This window comes from Microbacterium meiriae (assembly GCF_025143875.1).
GTDB classification, from domain to species: Bacteria; Actinomycetota; Actinomycetes; order Actinomycetales; family Microbacteriaceae; genus Microbacterium; species Microbacterium meiriae.
The window spans coordinates 15,930-39,988 of sequence record NZ_JAMBDU010000030.1 but is presented as its reverse complement, the minus strand read 5'-3'; the positions used below and the strand labels follow the sequence as shown (position 1 = coordinate 39,988).

At 68.1% G+C, this 24,059-nt stretch carries 22 protein-coding genes and 1 tRNA gene; 7 read left to right on the top strand and 16 right to left on the bottom strand.

Annotated elements, in window-relative coordinates; genetic code table 11:
• The first annotated feature begins 1 nt into the window (after position 1).
• The 3 genes from M4D53_RS15370 to M4D53_RS15360 all read left to right on the top strand — a co-directional run bounded on the left by M4D53_RS15370 (position 2) and on the right by M4D53_RS15360 (position 3,402).
• Positions 2-343 (top strand): helix-turn-helix domain-containing protein, encoded by a 342-nt coding sequence (locus M4D53_RS15370; RefSeq protein ID WP_259954879.1) that lies wholly within the window; start codon positions 2-4, stop codon positions 341-343.
• 454 nt (positions 344-797) lie between these two features.
• Positions 798-1,829, top strand: a complete 1,032-nt coding sequence (locus tag M4D53_RS15365) for a hypothetical protein (RefSeq protein WP_259954877.1) — start codon at positions 798-800, stop codon at positions 1,827-1,829.
• Positions 1,830-2,934: 1,105 nt separating this feature from the next.
• Positions 2,935-3,402, top strand: a complete 468-nt coding sequence (locus M4D53_RS15360) for a hypothetical protein (RefSeq protein ID WP_259954875.1) — start codon at positions 2,935-2,937, stop codon at positions 3,400-3,402.
• Positions 3,403-3,417: 15 nt separating this feature from the next.
• Here M4D53_RS15360 and M4D53_RS15355 read toward each other — a convergent pair whose 3' ends face one another.
• The gene (locus M4D53_RS15355) at positions 3,418-4,206 is read right to left on the bottom strand and encodes a peptidoglycan recognition protein family protein (protein ID WP_259954874.1); all 789 of its coding nucleotides are present in this window, start codon (positions 4,204-4,206) and stop codon (positions 3,418-3,420) included.
• Positions 4,203-4,709, bottom strand: a complete 507-nt coding sequence (locus M4D53_RS15350; protein WP_259954873.1) for a hypothetical protein — start codon at positions 4,707-4,709, stop codon at positions 4,203-4,205. The genes M4D53_RS15355 and M4D53_RS15350 overlap by 4 nt, the downstream gene beginning before the upstream one ends.
• Positions 4,710-4,792: 83 nt before the next feature.
• On the opposite strand from M4D53_RS15350, the gene M4D53_RS15345 reads away from it, so the two are divergent.
• Positions 4,793-5,437, top strand: a complete 645-nt coding sequence (locus tag M4D53_RS15345; RefSeq protein ID WP_259954871.1) for a hypothetical protein — start codon at positions 4,793-4,795, stop codon at positions 5,435-5,437.
• Positions 5,438-5,452: 15 nt separating this feature from the next.
• Here M4D53_RS15345 and M4D53_RS15340 read toward each other — a convergent pair whose 3' ends face one another.
• Entirely contained in the window at positions 5,453-6,520 is a 1,068-nt protein-coding gene (locus tag M4D53_RS15340; protein ID WP_259954869.1) for a GNAT family N-acetyltransferase, read from the bottom strand.
• 319 nt (positions 6,521-6,839) lie between these two features.
• Between M4D53_RS15340 and M4D53_RS15335 the strand changes: the two genes are divergently transcribed.
• Positions 6,840-8,165: an MFS transporter gene (locus tag M4D53_RS15335; RefSeq protein WP_259954868.1), complete on the top strand. Its 1,326-nt coding sequence runs from the start codon at positions 6,840-6,842 to the stop codon at positions 8,163-8,165.
• A 7-nt stretch (positions 8,166-8,172) separates the two neighbouring features.
• Here the strand turns inward: M4D53_RS15335 and M4D53_RS15330 are convergent, their stop codons facing one another.
• The 7 genes from M4D53_RS15330 to polA are packed head-to-tail and all read right to left on the bottom strand — an operon-like array spanning position 8,173 to position 17,431.
• Positions 8,173-8,985: an arginase family protein gene (locus tag M4D53_RS15330; protein WP_259954866.1), complete on the bottom strand. Its 813-nt coding sequence runs from the start codon at positions 8,983-8,985 to the stop codon at positions 8,173-8,175.
• Between the two features lie 52 nt (positions 8,986-9,037).
• Entirely contained in the window at positions 9,038-9,784 is a 747-nt protein-coding gene (locus M4D53_RS15325; protein ID WP_259954865.1) for a formylglycine-generating enzyme family protein, read from the bottom strand.
• Between the two features lie 19 nt (positions 9,785-9,803).
• Entirely contained in the window at positions 9,804-10,559 is a 756-nt protein-coding gene (locus M4D53_RS15320; RefSeq protein WP_101845740.1) for an SGNH/GDSL hydrolase family protein, read from the bottom strand.
• A gap of 28 nt (positions 10,560-10,587) precedes the next feature.
• Entirely contained in the window at positions 10,588-11,940 is a 1,353-nt protein-coding gene (locus M4D53_RS15315) for an MFS transporter (RefSeq protein ID WP_259954863.1), read from the bottom strand.
• A 51-nt stretch (positions 11,941-11,991) separates the two neighbouring features.
• Complete coding sequence (locus tag M4D53_RS15310) at positions 11,992-13,026, bottom strand: LLM class flavin-dependent oxidoreductase (protein ID WP_259954861.1); 1,035 nt, start codon at positions 13,024-13,026, stop codon at positions 11,992-11,994.
• Between the two features lie 55 nt (positions 13,027-13,081).
• Complete coding sequence (locus M4D53_RS15305; RefSeq protein ID WP_259954859.1) at positions 13,082-14,758, bottom strand: DUF885 domain-containing protein; 1,677 nt, start codon at positions 14,756-14,758, stop codon at positions 13,082-13,084.
• Positions 14,759-14,797: 39 nt separating this feature from the next.
• Entirely contained in the window at positions 14,798-17,431 is a 2,634-nt protein-coding gene (polA, locus tag M4D53_RS15300; RefSeq protein WP_259954858.1) for a DNA polymerase I, read from the bottom strand.
• 45 nt (positions 17,432-17,476) lie between these two features.
• On the opposite strand from polA, the gene M4D53_RS15295 reads away from it, so the two are divergent.
• Entirely contained in the window at positions 17,477-17,905 is a 429-nt protein-coding gene (locus M4D53_RS15295; RefSeq protein ID WP_259954856.1) for a hotdog fold thioesterase, read from the top strand.
• On the opposite strand, the gene M4D53_RS15290 is transcribed toward M4D53_RS15295, so the two are convergent.
• Together M4D53_RS15290 and M4D53_RS15285 are read right to left on the bottom strand one after the other, a co-directional pair.
• Positions 17,880-18,443, bottom strand: coding sequence for a GNAT family N-acetyltransferase (locus M4D53_RS15290; RefSeq protein WP_259954854.1), 564 nt, complete (start codon positions 18,441-18,443; stop codon positions 17,880-17,882). The genes M4D53_RS15295 and M4D53_RS15290 overlap by 26 nt on opposite strands.
• Positions 18,444-18,452: 9 nt before the next feature.
• Positions 18,453-19,070 carry an ANTAR domain-containing response regulator gene (locus M4D53_RS15285; RefSeq protein WP_025103469.1) on the bottom strand — a complete coding sequence of 206 codons (618 nt, stop codon included), beginning with the start codon at positions 19,068-19,070 and terminating at the stop codon, positions 18,453-18,455.
• 100 nt (positions 19,071-19,170) lie between these two features.
• Here M4D53_RS15285 and M4D53_RS15280 point away from each other — a divergent pair.
• A tRNA-Leu gene (locus tag M4D53_RS15280) sits at positions 19,171-19,256 on the top strand.
• Between the two features lie 44 nt (positions 19,257-19,300).
• Here M4D53_RS15280 and M4D53_RS15275 read toward each other — a convergent pair.
• The 4 genes from M4D53_RS15275 to pyk all read right to left on the bottom strand — a co-directional run bounded on the left by M4D53_RS15275 (position 19,301) and on the right by pyk (position 24,039).
• On the bottom strand, positions 19,301-20,857 hold the full coding sequence (locus tag M4D53_RS15275) for a KAP family P-loop NTPase fold protein (RefSeq protein ID WP_259954851.1): 1,557 nt from the start codon (positions 20,855-20,857) through the stop codon (positions 19,301-19,303).
• A gap of 167 nt (positions 20,858-21,024) precedes the next feature.
• Positions 21,025-21,735: an esterase/lipase family protein gene (locus tag M4D53_RS15270; RefSeq protein ID WP_232089021.1), complete on the bottom strand. Its 711-nt coding sequence runs from the start codon at positions 21,733-21,735 to the stop codon at positions 21,025-21,027.
• Positions 21,675-22,481 (bottom strand): alpha/beta fold hydrolase, encoded by an 807-nt coding sequence (locus tag M4D53_RS15265; RefSeq protein ID WP_259954849.1) that lies wholly within the window; start codon positions 22,479-22,481, stop codon positions 21,675-21,677. The genes M4D53_RS15270 and M4D53_RS15265 overlap by 61 nt, the downstream gene beginning before the upstream one ends.
• Before the next feature lie 109 nt (positions 22,482-22,590).
• Entirely contained in the window at positions 22,591-24,039 is a 1,449-nt protein-coding gene (pyk, locus tag M4D53_RS15260) for a pyruvate kinase (RefSeq protein ID WP_136052871.1), read from the bottom strand.
• Positions 24,040-24,059 lie beyond the last annotated feature (20 nt).

The following is a 24,059-nucleotide window of genomic DNA, read 5'->3' as shown; positions in this document are numbered from 1 at the left end:
CATGCGACGCACCGCCGACTACGCCTGGAACCTCGCCGAACTCATGGCGCGCAACGGGATGCACAACTCGACCGACCTGGCTCCGCATCTCAACAACCACGGCCTCACAATGTCATCTGCGCAGATCTGGCGGTTGGTCACACAACGGCCAGAGCGCCTCTCGCTGCCCCTCCTCGCGGCGCTCTGCGACATCTTCCATTGCACGCCCGCGGATCTCATCACCGTGTCTGCGCAGGACGCCACCAGCACAAAGAAGGTCGTCAACCAGGTCGTGGACTTCAAGGGGCCCGCCAGCCAGGCGCGGCCCCGCCGAGCTCGAATTCTGCGCGATGAGTCCGAATAGCTAACGACCCCGCCCTAAGGGCCGGCCGCGAGGCGAAGGTGAGGTCCGATGCGCGCGCTGCGGAGACCTCGCTCCAGCATCTACAACTAAGTATCGGTTCCCTGAAGGCCTCATCTGCGGGCGATGCTACGACCGGGCCGTCCATACCCATGGAACCTGTGGCGGCTGCCATGTCGAACGGTTGCTGCCGGGAATCGACGCGAAGGATGAGCCGATCTGCGCAGATTGCGCCGGCATCAACCGCGACTTTCGCTGCAAACGATGCTCCCAGGAGCGGGCGATCTTTCGCGCCGGACTCTGCGAGCGTTGCGCTCTATCCGATGACCTCAACGAGGCGCTCGGGCACCCCACCGAGAGTCATCGCAGTGATCTCCTGCAGCTCAGGGACCACTTGCTCCGAGCGGACCGCCCCACTAGCGTCCTCACCTGGATTCGCTCCGCCAAGGTCAGGTCGGTGCTCGGGGCTCTCGCGGAAGCTCAGAGTCCGCCGGACCACGCCATTCTTGACGCCCTCCCGCAAGGTGGCGCCGTCGCCCACATCAGAGCGTTGCTCGTTGAGGTGGGCGTCCTTGCCCCTCGCGACGAGGCGTTCACACGTTTCGAAGCATGGATCCGCAATAAAGTTGAGTCGTTCGAAGGCGAGCACAAGCGCGCGCTCGAACGATACGCGGTCTGGTATCACCTACACCGCATCAGACGGATTCAGAGCAACGACGGCGACGTTCATTCCGCTGCACACAACGCGAAGCAACAAATCACGGCAGCAGCGAACTTCCTGAACTGGCTCCAGGAGCAGGAGATCTCACTCGAGGCCTGCACCCAATCCCTCGTCGACATCTGGCTCACGACGGGAAACTCGAGTCGATACACAGTCCGTGGGTTCTTGCAGTTCGCGAAGGAAAGCAAACTCGCTCCCCCACTCCACGCCCCCACGCGCCACGCTCGTGCGCAGACTAGGCGCATTACCGACGGCGAGCGACTCGAGTGGATTCGCTACTACCTGACGGAGGAGTCGCTCTCACCCGCGGCGCGTTCTGCCGCCATGCTATTGCTGGTCTTCGGCCAACCGCTGACGCGCATCGCCACGATGCGGCTGGACGCGGTCGACGATGACGCCGTCGAGGGCATGAGGATCAGGTTCGCGGAAGACCCGGTCCACGTCCCAGAGCCGTTTGACGGCATCCTCCGCCAGCATCTGGCCTCCAGAGCTCGAACACGGACTGGCTCGGTCGACACCAACCCCTACCTCTTTCCAGGAGCGCGCGCAGGGCGGCACATCACGCGCGAGCGGCTCAAGGCGGCGCTCAACTCACTAGGCGTTGACGTCCTCGCGACGAAGAACACCACGCTCGACGAGCTAGTAGCCGCGATGCCAGCGCCCATGGTGGCGGACGCCCTCGGATACAGCTACACGGCTCTCGGGCAACACGAGCAGCACCGGGGAGTCCGGTACCGGAGCTACGTGAGCGGCCGCTACGACGGCTAGGGCAAGCCGGACCTGCGAAGCTAAAGGGACCAGCCACAACCAGGCAGTCCCGCAAGCACTTTCTCAGCGCATCGGTGGATCAAGGCTTATGGTCAAGAGCTCCATCTGCTCGGGCTATCGTGAGGCGGCCATTCCGACGGAAGTGCGTCATCGGCTGGAACGGAGATGGTCCCCTGGAATGGGCTCAACACGACCCATCCGTCGTCGCTCTTGCTCAGGAAGACTGCGACTCTGCCTTCGTCTCCTGCCTGGAGAAGTGGATCACTCGATGAGTAGGGTGTCGGCAATGGACCACACGTGTCTGGAGGCGACGCCACTTCTATTTGCGTCGGACCAGACCCCTTGATCCAACTTTCGATGTCCATCTGCCAAACGTTGATCTCTACGCCGTTCCAATCCTCCGTTCCAGACTGGTTCACTAAAGTTCCAATGACCACCGCGTCCGCGTCCTTTGCTGCTTCCTGTGGCGTGTCGTAGATTTTCCATGTTTTGCATAGGGGATTAGCTGGAACAGAGCAGCCTGCAAGGCTCATACACGCTGCGACGAGGCCCGCGACAAGCGCGCTGAATGCCCGTGGGCGAGTGTCCGATTGAGATGCGCGTGGTTCCATGGTGTCGGTTTCTTCCGCTTCGTCGTTGTCGCAGCACATTCGCCAACGCTGATTTGTTCAGGCTATCTGACTCGCCCCGGTGTGTCCGGAGACTCAGCGCGTCGAACGATCAGCCGTTCAGTGACGGCAGCCCTGGCGTTGCGCACGACACCGACGAGGAGATCGCGCAGTCCGGCATGCACCAGGCCGTCGCCGACATTCTGTTCAGCCCATCTTGGTGTCACTGCCTCAGCCCGCCGCGCCCTGCCACGGCTGAAGCCACGCCCCTCACCGTGGCGGGGTGGCTATCTCCGACTGGCTTCCACTATCGAAAGCTCGAGCACGACGCTATGGACGAGGAATACTACTCATCCGGGTAATGCTCATCCCCAGTAGAGGAAAGTGACACTCTCCTGGGTCGCCGGCCGCGGTGACACGGGTGGATGCTGCATGATGGGCCTGTGCCCACCCGTCCATCCCCTCGGAATCGCGGCCGCGTCGGTGCGCTCGCGTTCTTGACCGCATTCATGCTCTCGTTGGCGGCGTGCGGGACGTCGGACTACAGCCTGACGGAGGCCGATGCGTACGGGACATGGCGGGCGGGAAGCGACCTGCCGACGACGCTCGAGCTCGCTGAGGACGGTACCTTCCAGGCGACTGCGTGGCCACGGGATGTGGGGTGCGGTGGGAATCCGCCGCGCACCGCGGTGGAGCTGCGCGGGGCAGATGCCGTTGACTTCTCCGGCACCTGGGAAGAGGGTTCAGGCGGCGCTCTGAATGAGATCACGCTGGCCACGGATCCGGATTCACCGTGCGGGACGACCTGGATCTACGCCGGTTTCCGAAGCGATGACAGCGTCCTCTATACCTGCATGCTCCTGGATGTGCACGTCGACGAGGCGACGGCGGCAAACTGGTTCATCCTCTACAAGGGTGAACCGGAGTCGACGCCGGACTCGAGTCGGTGCTTCAACTACAACTAGCCCGCTCCCGTGCCGTCACCGTGACTCCCTCCGGATCTCCTCCGCCCGCGCCACGATGTCATCCACTCGCGATTGGAGGAACGGACCGGGACACTCCGTTCCCGACCATGTCTCCTGGTGGGTGATGACGTGCTCTCGGTCGATCGGGAAGCGCACCGGAACGCCGTCCAGGGTCCGGCCGTCGAAGCCTGCGAGCCACGCGATCATCTGCGCGATCTCCTCCACCTGCGCGGTGGTCACCGTGTACTCCGGGGCTCCGGTGAAATCCAGCGTCTCCACCGCCACGGACCGCCAGTTCCAGTCCGCGCCGGTGGACGACGGCTTCGCTCCCGGGCGGATGGTCTCGATGACCGATCCGTCGTGTCGCAGATAGAAGGTGGGAGCCGATGATCTCCGGTTGCAGCGGGAGAAGAACTCCAACTGGTCGGAAGTCGTGCCGGTGTGGTGGATGATGAAGCGGTCGATGACAGGGCTCACGGTTCGGCGATCACTCCCCGCGATGCTGCGGTCGGCGCGGACCGTGGGATCGGCACAGTCCTCGAAACCGAGCGGTACCTCGAGACCCGTGACCGCGCGGTCGTAGACCGGCTCATACTCGGGCAACCCTCGGGGATTGTCCGGGCGGCGTCCGGTGTCGTCTGCCTCTCCCCCGGAGTTCGCGGAGAGCCAGATGCCGACGCCGGTCACCGCGACGCCGGTTCCGGCAGCGATGAGGAATCCCCGCCGCGTGTGCGTCGGGACGTGCTCATCGGTGTCCCGTGCTCCCGGGTCCTCCGGATGCTGACCCTCCCCGCGTGTGCTCACGCGGCCTGGTCGTCGTCTCGGGGTGCTCGGGACTCTCGCGGCCGGCGTCGCCCTGGCCAGACGAAATGCGCGACCGAGAAGGCGAGGACCGCCCACGAGATGACGAACGCCCACCATGGGGACGCCGCTCCCCCGCTTCCGCCCGCCAGCACGACCGACACGATGCAGGCGCCGAGTCCGACGACGACCCCGAGGACGGTGATCTCGCCATGGGCGAGCCACCGCGCGCGCAGCGCCGAGACGAGGCGAAGGGGCAGGCCGACCACCAGGGCGGTGATCATCGACACGACGGACAGCACGACGGCCATGATGCTCGCCCCGATGAAGGACGTCACCCCGTCGTACTCATCCGCAGCACCGAGTGCGAGGAAGAAAGCCACGATGAACAGGAAAAAGCCACCGACGAAGAACTGGCCGAGGATGAGCGAGGCGGTCGATTCATCCGCTCCTCGAAAGCCCCCGCGTTTCCGCAGGTCTGCAGGGACACGGCGAGGGGAGGTCATATCGCGATCCTACGAGGTGCGGCTTCCCGACGGGGTGCTCACTGCGGGCTGCTCGAAGATCCAACGACGACTAGGGTGATTGCGTGAGCGATGGGGCCGTGAACGCAACTGCTGATAGTCGAGCGCGTCGGCTCACATGGGTCACCGGCGGAATCCTGCTCCTCCTCTCGGTCGTCATCTGGTTCACAGCCCGCGGGGAGCTCGCCGGCTTTGCGATCGCGAAGGATGCCGTGTTCGCATCGGCGGCCGTTCTGTTCGTGATCGGTGTCGGTCGTGCGGGTAGCGTCACTGCTCGGCGGCCCGTGAGCACCGTCGCGACCCTCGCGCTGGCTGTCACGCCGTTCGCCCAGTCCCTCTGGTTCGGCCTCGTCCCGGAGTCGCCCGGCGACCCCAACGCGCGCGAAGACGCCTGGGTGCTTGCTGCCGCGCTGTACTACGGGAGTTTGGCCGCGTTGGCGATCATCGCCGCTGTCGGAATCGGACGCGCGGGGGTCCTCCCCTCGCCCTGGCGCTGGGCCCCGCTGTGGGTCGTCTTCTGGACGCCCCTCGCGTTCGTCGTCGGGATCACCGTTTCCTCGTCGGCGCCCTTCGGCACAGCGATATCGAGGATCGCCGGTCATCTCGTCCTGGACGGGCCCGCAATCGGCACCGTCTTCCTCGGCATCGTCGCCCTCGTCCTGGGCATCCGCGAGCAACGTCTGCGCGTCGCGCCGGCCACCATCACCTGAATGACGGCATCCGCGTCATACGGAAAGGGTGCCCGGAGCGTCCGGCCGGACCAGAGCATAGACGAACATGTCGCGACGGCTTCCGGCGATGGTCTGCCAGGAGCGGAGCAGCCCTTCGCGGACGAAGCCCGCGTGCTCGATAGTCCGACACGACGCTTCGTTCCCCGGCTCGACGTGAGCCTGCAGCCTCTGTATATCCTCGATCGTCCACGCCCACTCCGACAGGACGCGAAGAGCCATGGATGCAGTTCCGCGCCCCCGACGACCTGGCCGTATCCAGTACCCGACCGTTCCCCGCCCCTGCTCGATGTCACGGAGCCACAGACCGATCTGGCCCACGCACTCCCCCTGGCGCTCGATCGCGTAGGAATACCCCTCGGCCGACAGCAGACGCTGGTGCTGACGTGTGACCCATGCGGCGGCCTCCGCCCTACCCGGGGCGACGGGCACGCTCGTGACCGACGTGATCGAAGGGTCCGTGGAGGCCTCGATCACCGCATCGAGATCGTCTGGTTCGAACGGGCGCAGGGTGATCTCGCCGCTGACGATGCGGGGAACGGCAGTTCGCGTCCTGACGGTCAGGATGTTTCGACCGTGGGCGGAGGACGGGCGTTCCCGTCCGGACTCGACGAAGCCGAGCTTCTCGAGCACCCGCCGGGACGGGAGGTTCCATTCCCAGACGCCGGCCCAGACGCGGTCGAAGCCCGCCCCGTCTGCCCATGTCAGGACGGCTTGAGCAGCTTCGGTGGCATGCCCCCGGTTGTGCTCGGCGCGCAGCAGCTCGAACGCGAGCTCTGGTTCGGTGCCCACCCCCTCGCCGCCGTAGACGAGACCGCAGTACCCGATCGGATCCCCGGTGTCGATGCGTTCCACGGTGAGCAGCGACGACTCCTCGGCATCGCGGATATGCGCTCGGATGTCGTCCACGTCGGGGCGACCGTCCGGGTCGAGCCGCCGGTGCGGGGGGACTCGTTCGTCGCGTTCGGTCCACAGGTGGCGGAACACGGGCGCGTCCTCGATCGCCTGCCTGCGCAGGCGGAGGCGCGAGGTGTCCATCTCCGGGATGCGGGGCACGTGACTCATCCTCGCAGTCTGGCACTCCTCCGCCCCCGCGCTATGATCTGCAGCGCCTAGTGGGAGGACCAGACGCCGAGCTCGTTGCCGCGCGGGTCGGCGAAGTGGAGGCGCCGGCCACCGGGGAACGCATACGGCTCCTGTAGGATCGGGCCGCCAGCGACTCGCGCACACTGTCGGCGAGCCACTCACCGTACATCTCCATGCCACAGGCCGTGGCCGAGGAGATCGTCCGGTTTGCCGCACCCGCGTGAGGGCGACGATTCCGCGAAAAGTTCGCTCCAACCGCTGTGCGTGCCCGCGCTCCACGCAGGAGTAGCGTGGAAGGGTGCCTCAGATCTCCCACTCCCCCGTCTCCACGCCGGGGTGGCGGGCCTGGGCGATCTGGTCCGTCGGCGTCGCGGCCTACGTGCTCGCCATCACGAACCGCACATCTCTGGGTGCCGTCGGTGTCGAGGCCGCCGACCGCTTCCAGGCGGACGCCTCGACGCTCGCACTGTTCGCCGTCGTGCAGCTCGCGGTGTACGGCGGGATGCAGATCCCGGTCGGCGTCCTCCTCGATCGCTACGGATCCCGTCCGATCATCACGGCGGGGATGCTGCTCATGGCGGCCGGACAGCTCACCATGGCCCTCTCCCCCAGCATCGGCATCGCGATCGTCGCGCGTGTCCTCCTCGGAGCCGGCGACGCCGCCGTGTTCCCCGCCGTGCTGCGACTGGTGGCCACATGGTTCCCCGCGCAGCGCGGCCCCGTCATGGTCCAGTTCACCGGGATCATCGGGCAGGCGGGGCAGCTGATCGCGCTGGTGCCGGTCGCCGCCCTGCTGCACGCCACCACCTGGTCGATCACGTTCGGCAGCATCGCCGGTCTCGGCCTGCTCTTCACGATCCTCGTGTGGCTCATCGTGCGCAACAACCCCGCCGAGAGCGGTCCGGACGTGTCGGTGAACACGGACACCGGAGTCGTGCGTGTCGTGACGTCGGCGATCGACACGGGCGTCGGCATCCGGGCGGCCTGGGCACATCCCGGCACACGGCTCGCGTTCTGGTCGCACTTCACCACACCGTTCGCCGGCACGGTGTTCGTGCTGCTGTGGGGCATGCCGTTCCTCACGGCCGGCGAGGGCCTGACCACCGCCCACGCGGCGGGGATCATCTCGATCTACGTGGTCGCGGGCATGATCCTCGGCCCGATCATCGGCGATCTCTCCCGCCGCCTGCCGAACCACCGCTCGCTCGCCCTCGTCCTCCCCGCGGTCGGCGTGCAGATGGCGGCCTGGATCGCGGTCATCGCCCTCCCCGGCCCCGCCCCGGACTGGCTGCTCTGGGTCCTGGCGGTCGCTCTGGCGACCGGCGGCCCCGCGTCGATGATCGCCTTCGACCACGCCCGCACGCACAACCCCGTGCATCGCCTCAGCACGGCGACCGGCGTGACGAACGCGGGCGGCTTCATCGCTGCCCTGATCGCCGTGTTCGTGATCGGTCTCCTCCTCGACGCCCAGGGCGCCGGCACCCCGGACACCTACACGCTCGACGCGTTCCGTGTCGCGTTCCTCACCCTGATCCCGCTCTGGGTCCTCGGAGTCGTGTTCATCCTCATCGAACGCAAGCGGACGCGGATCCGCATGGGGCTGGATCCCGACCGGCGTCGCTGAGCGCCCGTCAGCGCAGGAGGTGCTGGACGGTCTCCACGATCAACTCGACGCTGACGCGCTCGGGCACCTCCGCGTCGCCCGCCTCGAACTCGGCGAGTTCCACGCCGCGGACGTCCGCCGACGGGATCGCGGCGAACAGCGCGGCCACCTGGTGCGGCAGCAGACCGTCGCCGACGCGATAGGCCGCAGGGATGTAACCGGGCTCCAAGACGTCCCAGTCGACATGGATCCACACCGGTCGCCCGGCGATGAGCGCGCTGAGCCGCTCCGGGGTGCTCTCCGCGGGGCTGAGGACGGTCACTCCTGCACCGGCGAGCAGCTCCCCCTCGGCGGGATCGATGTCGCGACCGCCCACGACGATGACCTGCTTGGGGTCGATGCCCGCCCCGTGGCCGCTGTCCCACAGCCCGCAGGCGGCGGCGAGGACCATGCCGCCGAGGTAGCCGGAGTCGGTGGTGTCTGGCGTGTTGAAGTCGCCGTGCGCGTCGATCCACAGCACCACTGCGTCGGGGTGGTGCTCGGCGACACTCGGCAGCGTTCCGAGGCTCGCCGCACAGGTGTTCGTCACGAGGAGCGGCGTCGCATCCGCGGCGATCGCCTCCTGCACCGCGTCACGCAGACCCGTGAGCGTCTCCGCAGCTTCGGGCAGCGCGACCGACCAGTCGTCCATCCGGCCCGGCTCCGGGGTACCGACCACGACGGGCTCCCGCTGCAGGAGCGCGGACAGCGCGTCGGCGACGCGGCGTGCCCCGACGAGGGCTCCGTCCGTGCGGTCGGCGACGCGACCCTGGTTGAGGATGAGCGCGAACGGCGTGGTCATCCCTTCAGTCTCCCACCGCGCAGAGTGGGCGACCAAAACCGCCCGGCGCGGGCTACCGTCGGCGCGGGGTCCAGCCCGAGGGCAGACCGCCGTCGACGAAGGCCCGCTCCCGGTCCGCGGCCGCCGACCAGCCCTGCGCCTCCTCCTCGGTGTCGAAGGCGCCCCGAGCAACGCGGAAACCGACGTCCTCATGGTGCATGCGCGGCGCTCCCCCGCGGCGAACGGACGCGCGCACGCTCCAGGCATCGTCGGCGAATCCTCCGCCGCGAAAGACCCGATAGTCGTCGTACCGCGCGGGGTCGAGGAGATCCCAGCACCACTCCCACACGTTGCCGAGCGTGTCGAAGAGCCCGTGCAGGTTCGGGAGCTTCCCGCCCACGTCCTGCGGCGTGCCCACTCCGTCGGCCGCGGTCCAGGCGGCCTCGGCCAGCGGCGCATAGTGCGGCCCGGTGGAGCCTGCTCGGCAGGCGTACTCCCACTCGGCCTCGGTCGGAAGGCGGTAGCCGTCCGCTGTGGTGTCCCAGGCCACGTCCTCACCCTCGAAGTGGTACACGGGATCGAGTCCCTCCCACTCCGAGGCGGCGTTGCAGAAGTGGATCGCGCGCAGCCAGCTCACGTCGGCGACCGGGCGACGAGGGTGCCGGGTCGGTGTGCCCAGGACTTCGGTGACCTGTTCCTCCGTCACCGAGAAGGCGGCGAGGGAGAACGGCTCGAGTTCGACGGTCCGGCGCGTGCGGCGTCGGGCGTCGTGCAGCGTGACCGTCCCGGCGGGGAGACGGACCAGTTCGATGTCGCTCATCCGCGGGGCGTGACGTCGCTCATGCCGGGGTCCGCTCGACCCAGGTCGGATACTTCGCTGCGCGGCCGTCCCCGGATGAGGTCCTCGTCACGCGCCGTCGCACCCACGGGCCGACGAACTCCCGGTAGTACGCCAGGCCCCCGGGCCCTGCGGTCCAGCGGTCGAGCGGCGCCCACCAGGCTGCCGGCGGCTCGAAGCCGAGCCCGTGCAGCACGCGGGCCGCGACGCGGTGGTGGCCCGCCGCGTTCATGTGCAGCCGGTCCTCCGACCAGTACGCGGGTTTCGACAGCTCCGTGTCCGGCCAGTTGAGGGCACGGATGACGTCGGGCCGGTCCTCGATGCGCCGCAGGACCGCCTCGGAGAGCAGATCGCCGCGGCGTTGCACGAGCGATCCCATCGGAAGCTGCCCGCTGGGGTTGGCACCGGAGAGCAGGATCATCGTCACACCCTCCTCGTCGCACCGCCGCAGCACCCGGCTGAACGCGTCGGCGATGTGCTCGACGTCCGTCCGCGGCCGCAGCATGTCGTTGCCCCCGCCGTTGAACGACAGGTGCGTGGGGCGCAGGGCCAACGCCGGCTCGAGCTGCTCCTCGACGATCGGCCACGCCAGCTTCCCCCGGATCGCGAGGTTCGCGTACTGGATGGGGTGCCCCGCGGCATCCGCCCATCCCTGCGCGGCGATGTCGGCCCAGCCGCGCTCGCGCCCATCGGGGAGCACATCGCCCACGCCTTCGGTGAAGGAGTCGCCTATCGCGACGAAACGTACATCAGCCACGCGCCCAGCCTATTCCCGGTCCCGGACGTCACCGGTCGTCCAGCGCCGCTCCGCTCCGATCGACGAGACCCCAGGCCGCCGCGGCGGCGACGAGGAAGCAGGCCGCGAACACGACGAACAGCAGGGGCGCGCCGCCGGCCCCGAGGAGGACGGGAACGGCGAGGGGCGCCACGATGGAGGCGATGCGGCCCACCCCGGCGGCCCAGCCGGCCCCCGTGCCGCGCAGCGAGGTCGGGTAGATCTCCGGCGTCACCGCGTACAGCGCACCCCACGCACCGAGGGTGAAGAACGACAGGGCCATGCCTGCGCCGATGATCATCGGCACCGTCGTGGCGGTGCCGAAGACGACGGCCGAGGCGGTCGCCCCCAGCAGGAAGACCGAGAGCGTGACCCGGCGGCCCCACACTTCGATGAGCCAGGCGGCCACGGCATAGCCCGGGAGTTGCGCGAGCGTGATGATGAGGGTGAAGCCGAACGAGCGGACGAGGTCGAATCCCGCGTCGACGAGGATGCTCGGGATCCAGATGAACGCCCCGTAGTAGGCGAAGTTGACGGCAAGCCACACCAGCCAGAGGCAGGCGGTCCGCATCCGGAACTCGACGCTCCAGAGCGCAGCGAGCCGGGCACGCGCCGTCATCGCGATCGCCCGCGACGCCGGCTCCTTCCGGATCTGCGGGGTGTGCTCGACACCGGCATCGGCCTCGAACGCGGCGACGATGCGGTCGGCTTCCGCGATTCGTCCGCGGGACGCCAGCCAGCGCGGCGACTCGGGCAGACCCCACCGCACGACGAGGGCGTAGACCGCGGGGATCGCGCCGAGCGCGAAGGCCCACCGCCAGCCTGCCTCAGAGGCGGGGATGACGAAGAACCCGATGACGGCAGACGCCGTCCAGCCCACAGCCCAGAAGGCTTCGAGGATGACGATCAGCCGTCCCCGGATGCGCGCGGGCGCGAACTCGCTCACGTAGGTCGAGGCGACCGGCAGCTCCGCTCCCAGGCCGAGGCCGACGAAGAACCGCAGCACGAGCAGCGCCGCCACTGATCCGACCAGCGCACTCGCTCCGGTGGCCACGCCATAGATGAGCAGCGTGAGGGCGAACACCTGCCGGCGGCCGAAGCGGTCAGCGAGAAGACCGCCGAGGGTCGCGCCGACCGCCATGCCGACGAAGCCGAGCGAGGCGATCCAGCCGGCCTCCCCCTTCGTGAGATCCCACTGCTGTGAGAGCGCCGCGATGATGAAGGAGATGAGTCCGACGTCCATCGCGTCGAGCGCCCAGCCGACGCCGGAGCCCGTGAGCAGGCGCAGGTGCCGGCGGGTGAACGGGAGGACGTCGAGGCGCTCGGCGAGCGAGGTGCGGCTCGGCAGGGCGGTATCGGCCATGATTCTCATCGTAGGGCCGCCCGTCCCGCCGAGCCGCGAGATGACGCCAGCTCAGTCGCGGTCGGCGAGGAGCTTCCGCACCCGAGGGATCACCTCGGTGCCGTACAGCTCGATGCTGCGCATCATCGACTCGTGCGACAGGGTGCCGGTCGCGTACTTGAGGTCGAAGCGGCCGAGCCCGAGGGTCTTGATCGTGTCGGCGATCTTCGCCGCGACGCGCTCCGGCGAACCGGCATAGAGCGAGCCCTCCGGACCGATGTCGTTCTGAAAGCGCGCGCGGCTGTAAGGCGGCCAGCCGCGCTCGCGACCGATGGTGTTGTTCATCGCCTCGAAGCCCGGGTAGGCCTCGTCCCACGCCTCCGCGTCGGTGGGCGCGATGTGACCGGGTGAGTGCACGGCCACCGGGTGGGCGGTCGTCCCGAAGGAGGCGACCGAGCGGTGGTAGAGGTCGACGAACGGCTTGAACCGCCCGGCCGGGCCGCCGATGATCGCCAGCATCAGGGCGAGACCGTGACGCGCGACACGCACGACGGACTCCGGGCTGCCCCCCACGCCGACCCACGTGCGCAGGCCCTTCTCGGTCTTCGGGAAGACGTCCGCGTTGTCGAGAGACGGCCGCAGCGAGCCGGACCACGTGACGGGCTCTTCCTTGAGGAGCTCGACGAGCAGCTCGAGCTTCTCCTCGAAGAGCCGGTCGTAGTCGCGCAGGTCGTAGCCGAACAGCGGGAAGGACTCGATGAACGAACCGCGCCCGAGGACGACCTCCGCCCGGCCGCCGGACAGGGCGTCGAGGGTGGAGAAGCGTTCGAACACACGCACCGGGTCGTCCGAGGACAGCACGGTCACGGCGGTGCCCAGCCGGATGCGCTCGGTGCGCGCCGCGATCGCCGCGAGCACCATCTCCGGGGACGAGACCGCGAACTCGCGCCGGTGGTGCTCCCCCACCCCGAAGAAGTCGACGCCGACGGTGTCGGCCAGCTCCGCCTGCGCGACGACGTTCCGGATGGTCTGCGCGCCGCTGAGCAGCTCGCCGTCCTGATCCCGGGTGATGTCGCCGAACGTGTCCAGCCCGAATTCGATGTCCATGTCACACCTTCCTATTCAGGTGAATGGAACACGCGGACTCGGGCCGGCATTCCCGTCACCGAGGGAGCAGCGCGCTGCGCAGCGTGTCGAGTCCGACGCCGCCGAGATCGAGGGCGCGCTTGTGGAAGCCCTTGAAGCTGAACGCGTCGCCCTCCGCCTGCTGCACGGCGTCGCGGACCTGCTCCCAGATGCGCTGACCGACCTTGTACGACGGCGCCTGACCCGGCCAGCCGAGGTACCGGTTGACCTCGAACTGCACGAACTGGTCCGACATGTTCACGTTGCGGCGGAGGAAGTCGAGCGCGTACTCGGCATCCCAGACGCCCTCGCCCTCGAGTCGGGGCTTGCCGAGGTGCACGCCGATGTCGAGGACCACGCGCGCCGCCCGCATCCGCTGCCCATCCAGCATGCCGAGGCGATCCGCCGGGTCATCGAGGTAACCGAGCTGCTCCATCAGCCGCTCCGCGTACAGCGCCCAGCCCTCCGCGTGCCCCGACGTGCCGGCGAGCAGCCGCCGCCAGGAGTTGAGCTCGGCGCGGTTGTAGACGGCCTGGGCGATCTGCAGGTGATGCCCCGGCACACCCTCGTGGTACACGGTGGTGAGCTCGCGCCACGTGTCGAACTCGGTGACGCCCTCGGGGACCGACCACCACATGCGACCGGGGCGCGAGAAGTCGTCGGTGGGACCGGTGTAGTAGATCCCGCCCTCCTGCGTCGGCGCGATCATGCACTCCAGCGTGCGGATCGCCTCCGGGATGTCGAAGTGCGAGGCACCCAGCTCGGCGACCGCGCGATCGCTGGTCTCCTGCATCCACCGCTGGAGCGCCTCGGTGCCGACGAGCTTGCGGGCGGGGTCCGACTCCAGATGCGCGACGGCCTCCTCGACGGAGGCTCCGGGAAGGATCTCGTTCGCGATCGCCGTCTGCTCGGCCACCATGCGGGCGAGCTCTTCCCGGCCCCACTCGTAGGTCTCGTCGAGGTCGATGGTCGCGCCGAGGAAACGCCGGGAGTTGAGGGCGTAGAGCTCGCGCCCCACGGCGTCCGTCTCACCGGCTTCGGGGGCCAGCTCCTCGGCCAGGAAGCGCCGCAGCTCGCCGTAGGCGACCCGGGCAGCCGCGGAGTTGTCCGCCAGCGTGCGGGCGAGCGAGGCGGGAAGCTGACCCTCCTCGGGATCGGCGTGCGCGACGAACGCCGCGAAGAATCCGTCGTCGGCGATGTAGCGGTCGATCTGCGTCGCGACCTCCGCGACCTGGCGACGGGCGGGAGTGACGCCCTCGGCGATGCCCAGACGGAGCGTCTCGATGTACCCGCGCAGCGCCCCCGGCACGGCAGAGAGTCGGGTGGAGACGACCTCCCAGTCCTCGACCGTCGCGGTGGGCATCAGGTCGAAGGCGGAGCGGACGTCCTGCGCGGCGGATGCGATGACGTTCAGATCACGCAGGTGCCACTTCGCGTCGTGCAACTCGAGGTCGAGGCGCAGCTCGGCGCTGAGATCGGTCTTGGCGACCTCGTCGATCGCGTCGACCGGCTCCAGCGCGGCCAGCTTGTCCAGTGTGGCCCGCGTCGCCGCGGCGATCTCCTCGTGACCTTCCGGACTCAGGTCACCGAATCGGTCGTTGACCTCGGAGCGGCCGATGTACGTGCCGAGAGTCGGCGCCAGCACGGCGATCGTGTCGACCCATTCATCGGCGACCCTGTCGATGGCGGAGGGGGTGCGGGGTGCGGAAGTCATGCCTTCCAGCCTAATCCCCGCCCCCTCCGGCCACCGGGATCAGTGCGCGGCTTCGTTCCAGTCCCGACCGCGGCCGACCTGCACGTCGAGCGGCACGGAGAGCTGCGCGGCGTCACCCATCCGCGTGCGGACGATCTGCTCCACCGCGTCCCACTCCCCCGCAGCGACCTCGACGACGAGTTCGTCGTGGATCTGCAGCAGCACCCGCGACTCCAGCTTCGCGGCGTGGAGGTCGTCGTGGATGTGGAACAGCGCGATCTTCATGATGTCGGCCGCGCTGCCCTGGATCGGGGCGTTGAGCGCGGCCCGCTCGGCGTTCTCGCGCAGCACGCGGTTGGGGCTCGCGAGATCGGGGAACGGCCGCCGACGTCCGAAGATCGTCTCGGTGTAGCCGACCTCCTTGGCCTTCATCACCGAGGCCCGCAGGTAGTCGCGGACCGCACCGAACCGTGCGAAGTACTCCACCATGAGCTGCTTGGCCTCCGACTGCTCGATGCGCAGCTGCTTGGACAGCCCGAACGCGGAGAGCCCGTAGACGAGGCCGTACGACATCGCCTTCACCTTGGTGCGCATCGCCGGCGTGACCTCGGACGGATCGACGCCGAACACGCGGGCGCCGACGAAACGGTGCAGGTCTTCACCGCTGTTGAAGGCCTCGATCAACCCCTCATCACCCGAGAGGTGCGCCATGATCCGCATCTCGATCTGCGAGTAGTCGGCGGTGAGCAGGGTCTCGTACCCCTCGCCGACCTCGAAGGCGCTGCGGATGCGCCGTGACTCCTCGGTGCGGACCGGGATGTTCTGGAGGTTCGGGTCGGTGCTGGACAGGCGCCCGGTCTGACTGCCGGTCTGCACATAGGTCGTGTGCACCCGATTGTCCTCGCGGATCGCGGTGTCGAGGGACTCGATGATCTGCCGCAGCTTCGTCGCCTCTCGGTGCTGCAGCAGCAGGCTCAGGAAGGGGTGCGGGTGCGACTCCTGGAGGTCGGCGAGCACGGCCGCATCGGTCGAGTACCCGGTCTTCGTCTTGCGCGTCTTCGGAAGCTGCAGGTCTTCGAACAGCACCTCCTGGAGCTGCTTCGGCGACCCGAGGTTGAACTCGCGGCCGACGACCGAGAACGCCTCCTGGGCCAGCGCATCCGCGCGTGTCGCGAGCTCGGCCGAGAACGTCGACAGAACCTCGTGCGAGACGGCGACGCCGGCGAGCTCCATGTCGGCGAGCGTGCGGAGCGTCGGCAGCTCGATGTCGCGGAGCACGGCGTCGACCGGCTCGGGCAGATCGTTTCGCAGGGCCTCGGCCACGCGGAGGATGAACCACGCCTCCTGCGACGGGGTGGCACCCTCGGTCTCCGGCACGAGCTGCGACGGATCGGCCTCGGGGAGCTTCTCCCCCAGGTAGCGCTGGACGAGGTCGGACAGCGTCTTGTCCGGGAAGCTCGGACGCAGCAGCCAGCCGGCGAGGCTCGTGTCGTAGGCGAGCCCGCCGAGACGGATCCCGTGACGGAGCAGCGCCTTCACCTGCGGCTTGGCGTCGTGCAGCACCTTCGGCGCGTCGGACTCCAGCCACGTGCGCAGCGCCGCGGCCGCCTCCTCCGACCAGTCGAGCTCGCGCAGCTCGCTCCCGGTGGCGACGCCGACGCGCACAGGTGCGCCCGACTGCACCACGACCCGGAGAGCGATGTCTCCGTCCTGCGCCGCGGCCCAGGTGGCCAGATCGGGGGCGGACACCTGTGCCGGCGCCGGCATCTCGACGACGGAGGCCGGGTCGTCGGCCACCTCGCCCGCACCGACGGCCTCGAAGACCCGCGGCAGCAGCGTGCGGAACTCGAGTCGGGCGAAGATGTCGCGGACGGCCTCGGCATCGATCGGGGCGACCGCGAGATCGGCCGGTGCCACCGGCAGCTCCACGTCGGTCAGCAGGCGGTTGAGCTTGCGGTTGCGGCGGACGTCTTCGATGTGATCGCGGAGGTTGCCGCCGACCACGCCCTTGATCTCGCCGGCACGCTTGAGCAGCTCGTCGAGGGAGCCGAACTGCGTGAGCCACTTGACGGCCGTCTTCTCCCCCACCTTCGGCACACCGGGGAGGTTGTCGCTGGTCTCACCGACGAGGGCGGCGATGTCGGGGTACTGCTCGGGACGGACGCCGTAGCGCTCCTGCACCGTGGTCGGGTCGTAGCGCTTGAGCTGCGAGACACCCTGCACGGACGGATACAGCAGCGTGACGTCGTCGGTGACGAGCTGGATGGTGTCGCGGTCTCCGGAGACCACGAGCACGTCGTAGCCCTGGGCGGCGCCCTGGGTGGAGAGGGTGGCGAGGATGTCGTCGGCCTCGATGCCCTCCTGCGTCAGCACCGGGATAGACATCGCGGCGAGGCAGTCCTGCAGCAGCGGGATCTGGCCCTTGAACTCCTGCGGCGTCTCGGATCGGGTGGCCTTGTACTCCGGGTACTCGTCGGTGCGGAACGAGTGGCGGGAGGTGTCGAACGCGATCGCGAGGTGGGTGGGCTGCTCGGCCTTGATGAGGTTGACCAGCATGGACAGGAACCCGTAGATGGCGTTCGTGTGCTGGTTGTCCTTGGTGGTGAAGTTGTCCACCGGGAGGGCGAAGAAGGCCCGGTAGGCGAGCGAGTGGCCGTCGACGACCATGAGGGTAGGCTTTGCGGAGTCCGTCACCCTGTCAGCCTAACGAGGAGCACGGACACCCGCAGAGGAGGATGCATGAGCGAGGTCGCCACCAGCGAAGGACTCGAGTGGGCGGCCGCCCGCGGCATGGGAGCCCTGGCCGAGAAGATGGGCATGGAGTTCGTCGAGTTCGGCGTCGATCGGTGCGTGGCGACGATGCCGGTGGAGGGCAACACCCAGCCGGTCGGTCTCATGCACGGCGGCGCCTATGTCGTGCTGGGCGAATCGCTCGGCTCGATGGCGGCCAATCTGCATGCGGGAGCGGGCCGCCTGGCGGTCGGGGTCGACATCAACGCCACGCACACCCGGTCGGCCACCTCGGGGGTGGTCACCGGGGTCTGCACGCCCGTACACCTGGGCCGGAGCGTCACGGTGCACGAGATCGTCGTGACCGACGATCAGGGCCGGCGCTGCTCCACGATCCGCATCACCAACATGATCAAGGACGCTCCCGCCGGGCGCTGACCGGCTCCTCCAGCAGCAGCTGGAAGAGGATGTGGTCCTGCCACTCCCCCGCGATCCGCAGGTACTTCGGGGCGATGCCGATGCGCTCGAAGCCGTTGCCGGTGAGGACGCGCTGGGAGGCCACGTTGTGCAGCAGCGTCGAGGCCTGGAGCCGGTGCAGCCGCAGCTCGTCCCGCGCGTGCTCCGAGATGAGGGCCACCGCGCGACCTGCGAGGCCGCGGCGGAGCCGGGTGGAATCGATCCAGTAGCCGAGATCGGCGCTCCAGAACGCGCCGCGAACGATGGTGTTCAGGTTCATCCGGCCGCGGATCTCCCCGTCGTCCGAGAGGATCACGAAGCGGGAACTGCGGCCGAGAGCAGCCTCGGCGACGCACTGCTGGGCGTTCTGCTCCTGCCACTCCTCGGTGAAGAACGCCTCGGAGCGCACCGGCTCCCAGGGGGCGAGATGCTCCCTGTTCGCCCGGTACGCACGCGCGAGTGCGGCTCCGTCCCCGGCACGGACCGGCCGCAGAACGTGCTCTGCGTCCAGCCGGAGCACCGGAGTGCCTTACTTCTTGGGAGCGAGCTGCTCGATGATCGCCTTGGCGACGTCCTGCATCGTCAGCCGGCGATCCATCGACGCCTTCTGGATCCAGCGGAACGCCTCGGGCTCGCTCAGGCCCATCTTCTCGTTGAGGAGTCCCTTGGCCCGGTCGACGAGCTTGCGGGTCTCGAAGCGCTCGACCATGTCGGCGACCTCGGCCTCGAGGGTGATGATCTGCTCGTGGCGGGCCAGAGCGATCTCGATCGCGGGAAGGAGGTCGTTCGGCGTGAAGGGCTTCACGACGTAGGCCAGGGCTCCGGCCTCGCTCGCCCGCTCCACGAGCTCCTTCTGGCTGAACGCGGTCAGCAGCACGACGGGGGCGATGTTGCCCTTGTGCAGCTTCTCGGCGGCGCTGATGCCGTCGAGCTGGGGCATCTTCACGTCCATGATGACGAGGTCGGGACGCAGCTCGGTGGCGAGGGCCACCGCCGTCTCGCCGTCGCCGGCCTCGCCGACGACATCGAAGCCGTTGTCGCGGAGGATCTCGACGATGTCGAGACGGATCAGCGATTCGTCTTCGGCGACGACGACGCGTCGGGGTGCGGATGCCGTGGGTTGCTCAGCCTGTTCTTGCTCGGTCACCCGTCCATCCTAACGGAGAGGTCCACACCACCGGCTGAAGACAGCGGGCACGCGAGGAAGCGTCCGTCGTCTGCGCTACAGTCGAAGTCGCGAGACACGGGCCGGCGTGGCGGAATGGCAGACGCGGAGCACTCAAAATGCTTTGTCCGAGAGGGCGTGTGGGTTCGAGTCCCACCGCCGGCACCAGCATCGCGGACCGCTCGTGGCCCCCAGCATGCGAACGAGGTCGGCTAGTGTTTCGACCTAGGTCGGGAGACGTCGGTTAAGCGCGACTGGCGTGCTTCCATCTTCTCTTTTCGCCAGGCACCTAGTCCTGCTGATGAGGAGAGACGCTCGATCGTAGGCTCCAAAGTCCGGAAATCCGCCAGCGTCACGTGGGTCACTGTGTGGAAAACATGCTTGACATCCCGCTTCGTCCCTCTCGCGTGTGTCTTATTCGTCTGCGCGTACTCACGCATCTCGATTGCGAGACGCCTCCCATGAAGAGCCAAGCGGACTGTGTGACCCTGCTCGACTTCGGCGGCGGGGCGCCACACATCGGCATCGACCTCCTGCCATCCGTACGCAGACACCATCCCTCTCACGGCCTCAACGAGAACTTCCCGTTCGTCCGCCGCTGAAGTCGGAGCGGTGGTTGCGGCCATGTGAATCAGCTCGGGAAGCGAGGCGCTTGCAAGGTCGCGCGACAAGACGGCTGTCAGGAATGCAGCGGGACCATGCTCATCCTCGGAGTCGTCGAAGTAGCGCTCAAGCTCCCCTGCGGTATCCAACGCGCCCATGCTCACAGCGCGTTGCACACGGCGATAATCATCGGGCCACCCGAACTGGAGGCCGAGGATTATTAGGAGCAACGCGCGACTTGCAGCTGACTTCTGTCTGCTAAGGATCCGATCGAGAACCAGATACGAGTTGACCAGGCGCTTGGCCTGACGGGGATTGCCTCGTAGTGCACGACGGACTACCTCCAACAACACTGACTGAAACCGCTCGTCTTGAAGGCTTACCAGTGTCTGGAAGTTGGGAAGAAGGTCGCGGAGAACATGCGCCGAACTGGTGTTGAGGGGCGGGACGCGAAACGGGATCTGCACCATCTTTTCGATGAACTCGTGCCCGGAAACGTGGGGGTACTCGGCAGTGATCGCTTGCACGAGCACGTCGTAGTCGAGGGCAACTACGAAAACAAAACCGCTGAGATCCATGACGTTGTTGATCGTCTCAAGCACGGCGACGAGATTCGTCGGAGAGCAACGATCAAGATCGTCGATAAGGATCACTAGTCGTTCGCCAGAGATGTCGTCGGCGGCGCGGCGCATTTCGCGGATTGCATCGACGAAGTTTGGCGGCGCCTTCTCGGCGTCCAGCGCGCGCATCGCCTTCTCACCGTCGATCTCCAATGTGGCTCCGGTAGGGCCACCGAAAGTCAGCGAGCTGGCGGACACCATGGCCTGGGCCACATCCAACAACTTGCTCCCGAAATGCCGTAGCTTCGCGTTCTGCTCGATCGCCCTCGCAATCAAGGTCAACAACGAGGCAACGAGCTCTCCCCCTGGTTGATACCTCCACGCGTCAAACTCGATCACGACGCTCTTGCCGTTCGCCCGCAGCCCCGAGGCAAGTGCACCTAAAAGTGAAGACTTGCCCGATCCCCAGGGGCCATACAAACCGAGGGTGTACTGCGCGGGCTTTCCACCCTCGACAGCATCGACAAGCGCCGCCGCATAAGACTCGAACCCGAGCTTTGGTTGCGTAGTCGGTAAGTCACCCACCACAGCCAGACGATCGCCCATCGCCACCTCGCTTCCCTTCGTCGCAGGACGGCAAGCGCGGCCCTGTTCTGAATGTACCAAGCGGGCAGCCGTGCGGAAGCAGGGCTGCCCACTTAATCACGGAGAGACTGTGGAACCCGGCTGGGCAGCCGAACGCTCGGCACCAGCATCGCGGACCGCTCGCCCCGTCACTCGGCGAGGGCGGCGAGTTCGGCCATCACGCGGGGGTGGGCGAGGATCCGGAAGTGCCCTCCCGTCTCCAGCACCACGTTCTTGGCCCCGGCGAGCTCGCTCCCCTCGGGGATATGCGGATCGAACGCGGCGTAGATCGAGACGATGCGGGCGTTGACGTCGAGCTCCCGCCCCAGGGCGACGATAGAGGGGTCGTCCGGCGAGAACGCGCGCAGCACCCGACCGGGCAGCAACCGCGCATATCGTGAGCCCCCGAAGGGCGTCGCGATGGCGAGCATCCCGCGGATCCGTCCGCCCTCGGGGCCGGTCATCACCAGCTTCCCGGCGAGACCGCCCTTGCTGTGGGCGACGAGGAAGACGCCGGAGAGGTCGTGCGCTCGCAGGTAGTCGGCCACCTGGTCGGCCTCATCCTGCACCGGGAACTGGTTGCGGCGCAGCGCGTCCACGACGTGCACCGGATGGCCCCGCTCGTGCAGCGCGACGATGAGCGGCTCCAGGAAGCGCCAGGTCTCGTAGACGCCGGCGAGGACGACGATCGGGGCGCGGTCTCCGGTGGCGAAGTCGTCCGCCTGGTCGCGGCCGAAGAACGAGCGAACCTGCCAGAACCCGGCGTACGCGTAGTCCGCAGCCCACCAGCCCAGCATCCTCAGGACGTCGATGGGGCCCTCCCCCGCCGGCTGGCTGCGGCCGGCACCGCCGTCGGCCATGCTCCCGTCGTGTGGGCCAGGATCGCGGAAGCCACCGCCCGGGGCGCGGACTGCTGCGCGACATGGTGGTGACCGGGGATCTCCACCAGTCGCGAGACGGCCGCCGCGTCGCGCAGGCGCCGGCACCACGCGCGTCCTGCGATGGGATCCTCACTCCCCCGCACGACAAGCACCGGCATGGAGAGCGCGGCGATCTTCTCCTCCAGGGGATACGCGAGCATGTGCCGGACCTGACGGAGATACCACCGCACGCCGCAGCGCAGGTAGTCGGTGAAGACGACGGTATTGATCGCGGGGGTCTCGCCGAACGTGTCGATGACCAGCGCGCGTGCCTGTGCACCGAGCGTCCGGTGGGCGTCGTCCGCGACGGGGCCGATCGTGACGACCGTGCGGACGTACTCGGGATGCCGGAGCGCCGTCTCCACAGCCCACTGCACGCCCATCGAGTGTCCGACGAGCACGACGCGGTCGTCGTCGAGGCTCGCCACCACCTGGGCGAGACCCGCGGCCATCTGCGGGATGGAGACGTCGAACCGCGGTTTGGGCAGGCCGCCGAAGCCCGGAAGGTCGACGGAGACCACCCGGGTCGTGTCGGCGAGCACGGCGTGCAGCCGCGACAGATACCGGTGCGACATCCCGATCCCGTGCACGAGGACCACGGTCGGGGCCGTGCTGCCGGCCGGCCGCGGACTCTCCAGGATGCGGAACGTCAGCCCGGAGGTGACGAGGAGGCGACGGAGGACCATGGCAGCACGCTAGCCGAGGCCGCGGTCACGGCCGAGAGGCTTGACGCCCCGGCCCGGAGATGACAGAGAGGGGCGAGGCCGAAGCCCCGCCCCTCTCGGAACGTCTGCGTCAGACGCCGGCCTTGTAGATCGGTGCCGCGCCACGGAGCGCGTCGCCGACCTTGTGCACGCGCAGGTCGTTCGTGGAACCGATGATCCCGGGAGGGGAACCGGAGATGACGACGACCTTGTCCCCCTCGACGGCGAGGCCGTTCTCGAGGAGGTACTCGTCCACCTGGTGGTACATGAGGTCGGTGTGCTGCACCATGTCGACGAGCGTGGAGCGCAGGCCCCAGGTCAGCGCCATACGACGACGGATGCCGGGCTCCGGCGTGAAGGCCAGCATGGGGATGCGGGAGCGCAGGCGGGACAGGCGGCGCGCCGAGTCGCCCGACTGCGTGAAGACGCAGAGGAACTTGGCGTCCACGAACTCCGCGACCTCGAGGGCGGCGAGGGTGATGGCACCGCCCTGCGTGCGGGGCTTCGTGGTGAGCGGCAGGATGCGCTCCAGACCGTGCTCCTCCGTCGACTCGATGATCCGGGCCATCGTCTCGACGACGACGACCGGGTAGTCGCCCACGCTGGTCTCGCCGGAGAGCATGACCGCGTCGGCGCCGTCGAGGACGGCGTTGGCGACGTCGGAGGTCTCGGCGCGGGTCGGCACCGGGCTGTTGATCATCGACTCGAGCATCTGCGTCGCCACGATGACGGGCTTGGCGTTGCGGCGGGCCAGCTCGACGGCGCGCTTCTGCACGATCGGGACGGCCTCGAGGGGCAGCTCCACGCCGAGGTCGCCGCGGGCGACCATGATGCCGTCGAACGCGTCGACGATCTCCTCGAGCGCATCCACGGCCTGCGGCTTCTCGATCTTGGCGATGACGGGGACGCGGACGCCCTCCTCGGCCATGATCTCGTGCACGCGGGTCACGTCGGAGGCGTTGCGAACGAACGAGAGCGCGATGAGGTCGGCACCCGTCCGGAGGCCCCAGCGGAGGTCGTCCTCGTCCTTCTCGCTCAGCGCGGGGACGTTCACGGCGACACCGGGCAGGTTGATGCCCTTGTTGTTCGAGACGGCGCCCGCGACGACGACGCGCGTGGTGACGGTGACACCGTCGGTCTCGACGACCTCGACCCGGACCTTGCCGTCGTCGATCAACAGGAAGTCGCCGGGCTTGACGTCCTGGGGAAGGCCCTTGAACGTCGTGCCGCAGATCTCCTTGTTGCCGATGATGTCCTCGGTGGTGATCTTGAAGATGTCGCCCTTGGCGAGCTCGTACGGTCCGTCCTCGAAGCGGCCCAGACGGATCTTCGGGCCCTGGAGGTCGACGAGGATGGCGACGGCGCGACCGGAGTCCTCCGCCGCGCGACGCACGTTCGCGTAGTTGTTCTCGTGCACGGAGTAGTCACCGTGGCTGAGGTTCAGTCGGGCGACGTCCACACCCGCATCGATCAGTGCGCGCACCGTCTCATACGTGGAAGTGGCGGGGCCCAGGGTGGCGACGATTTTCGCGCGTCTCAACATGTCTCCAGGGTAGAAGT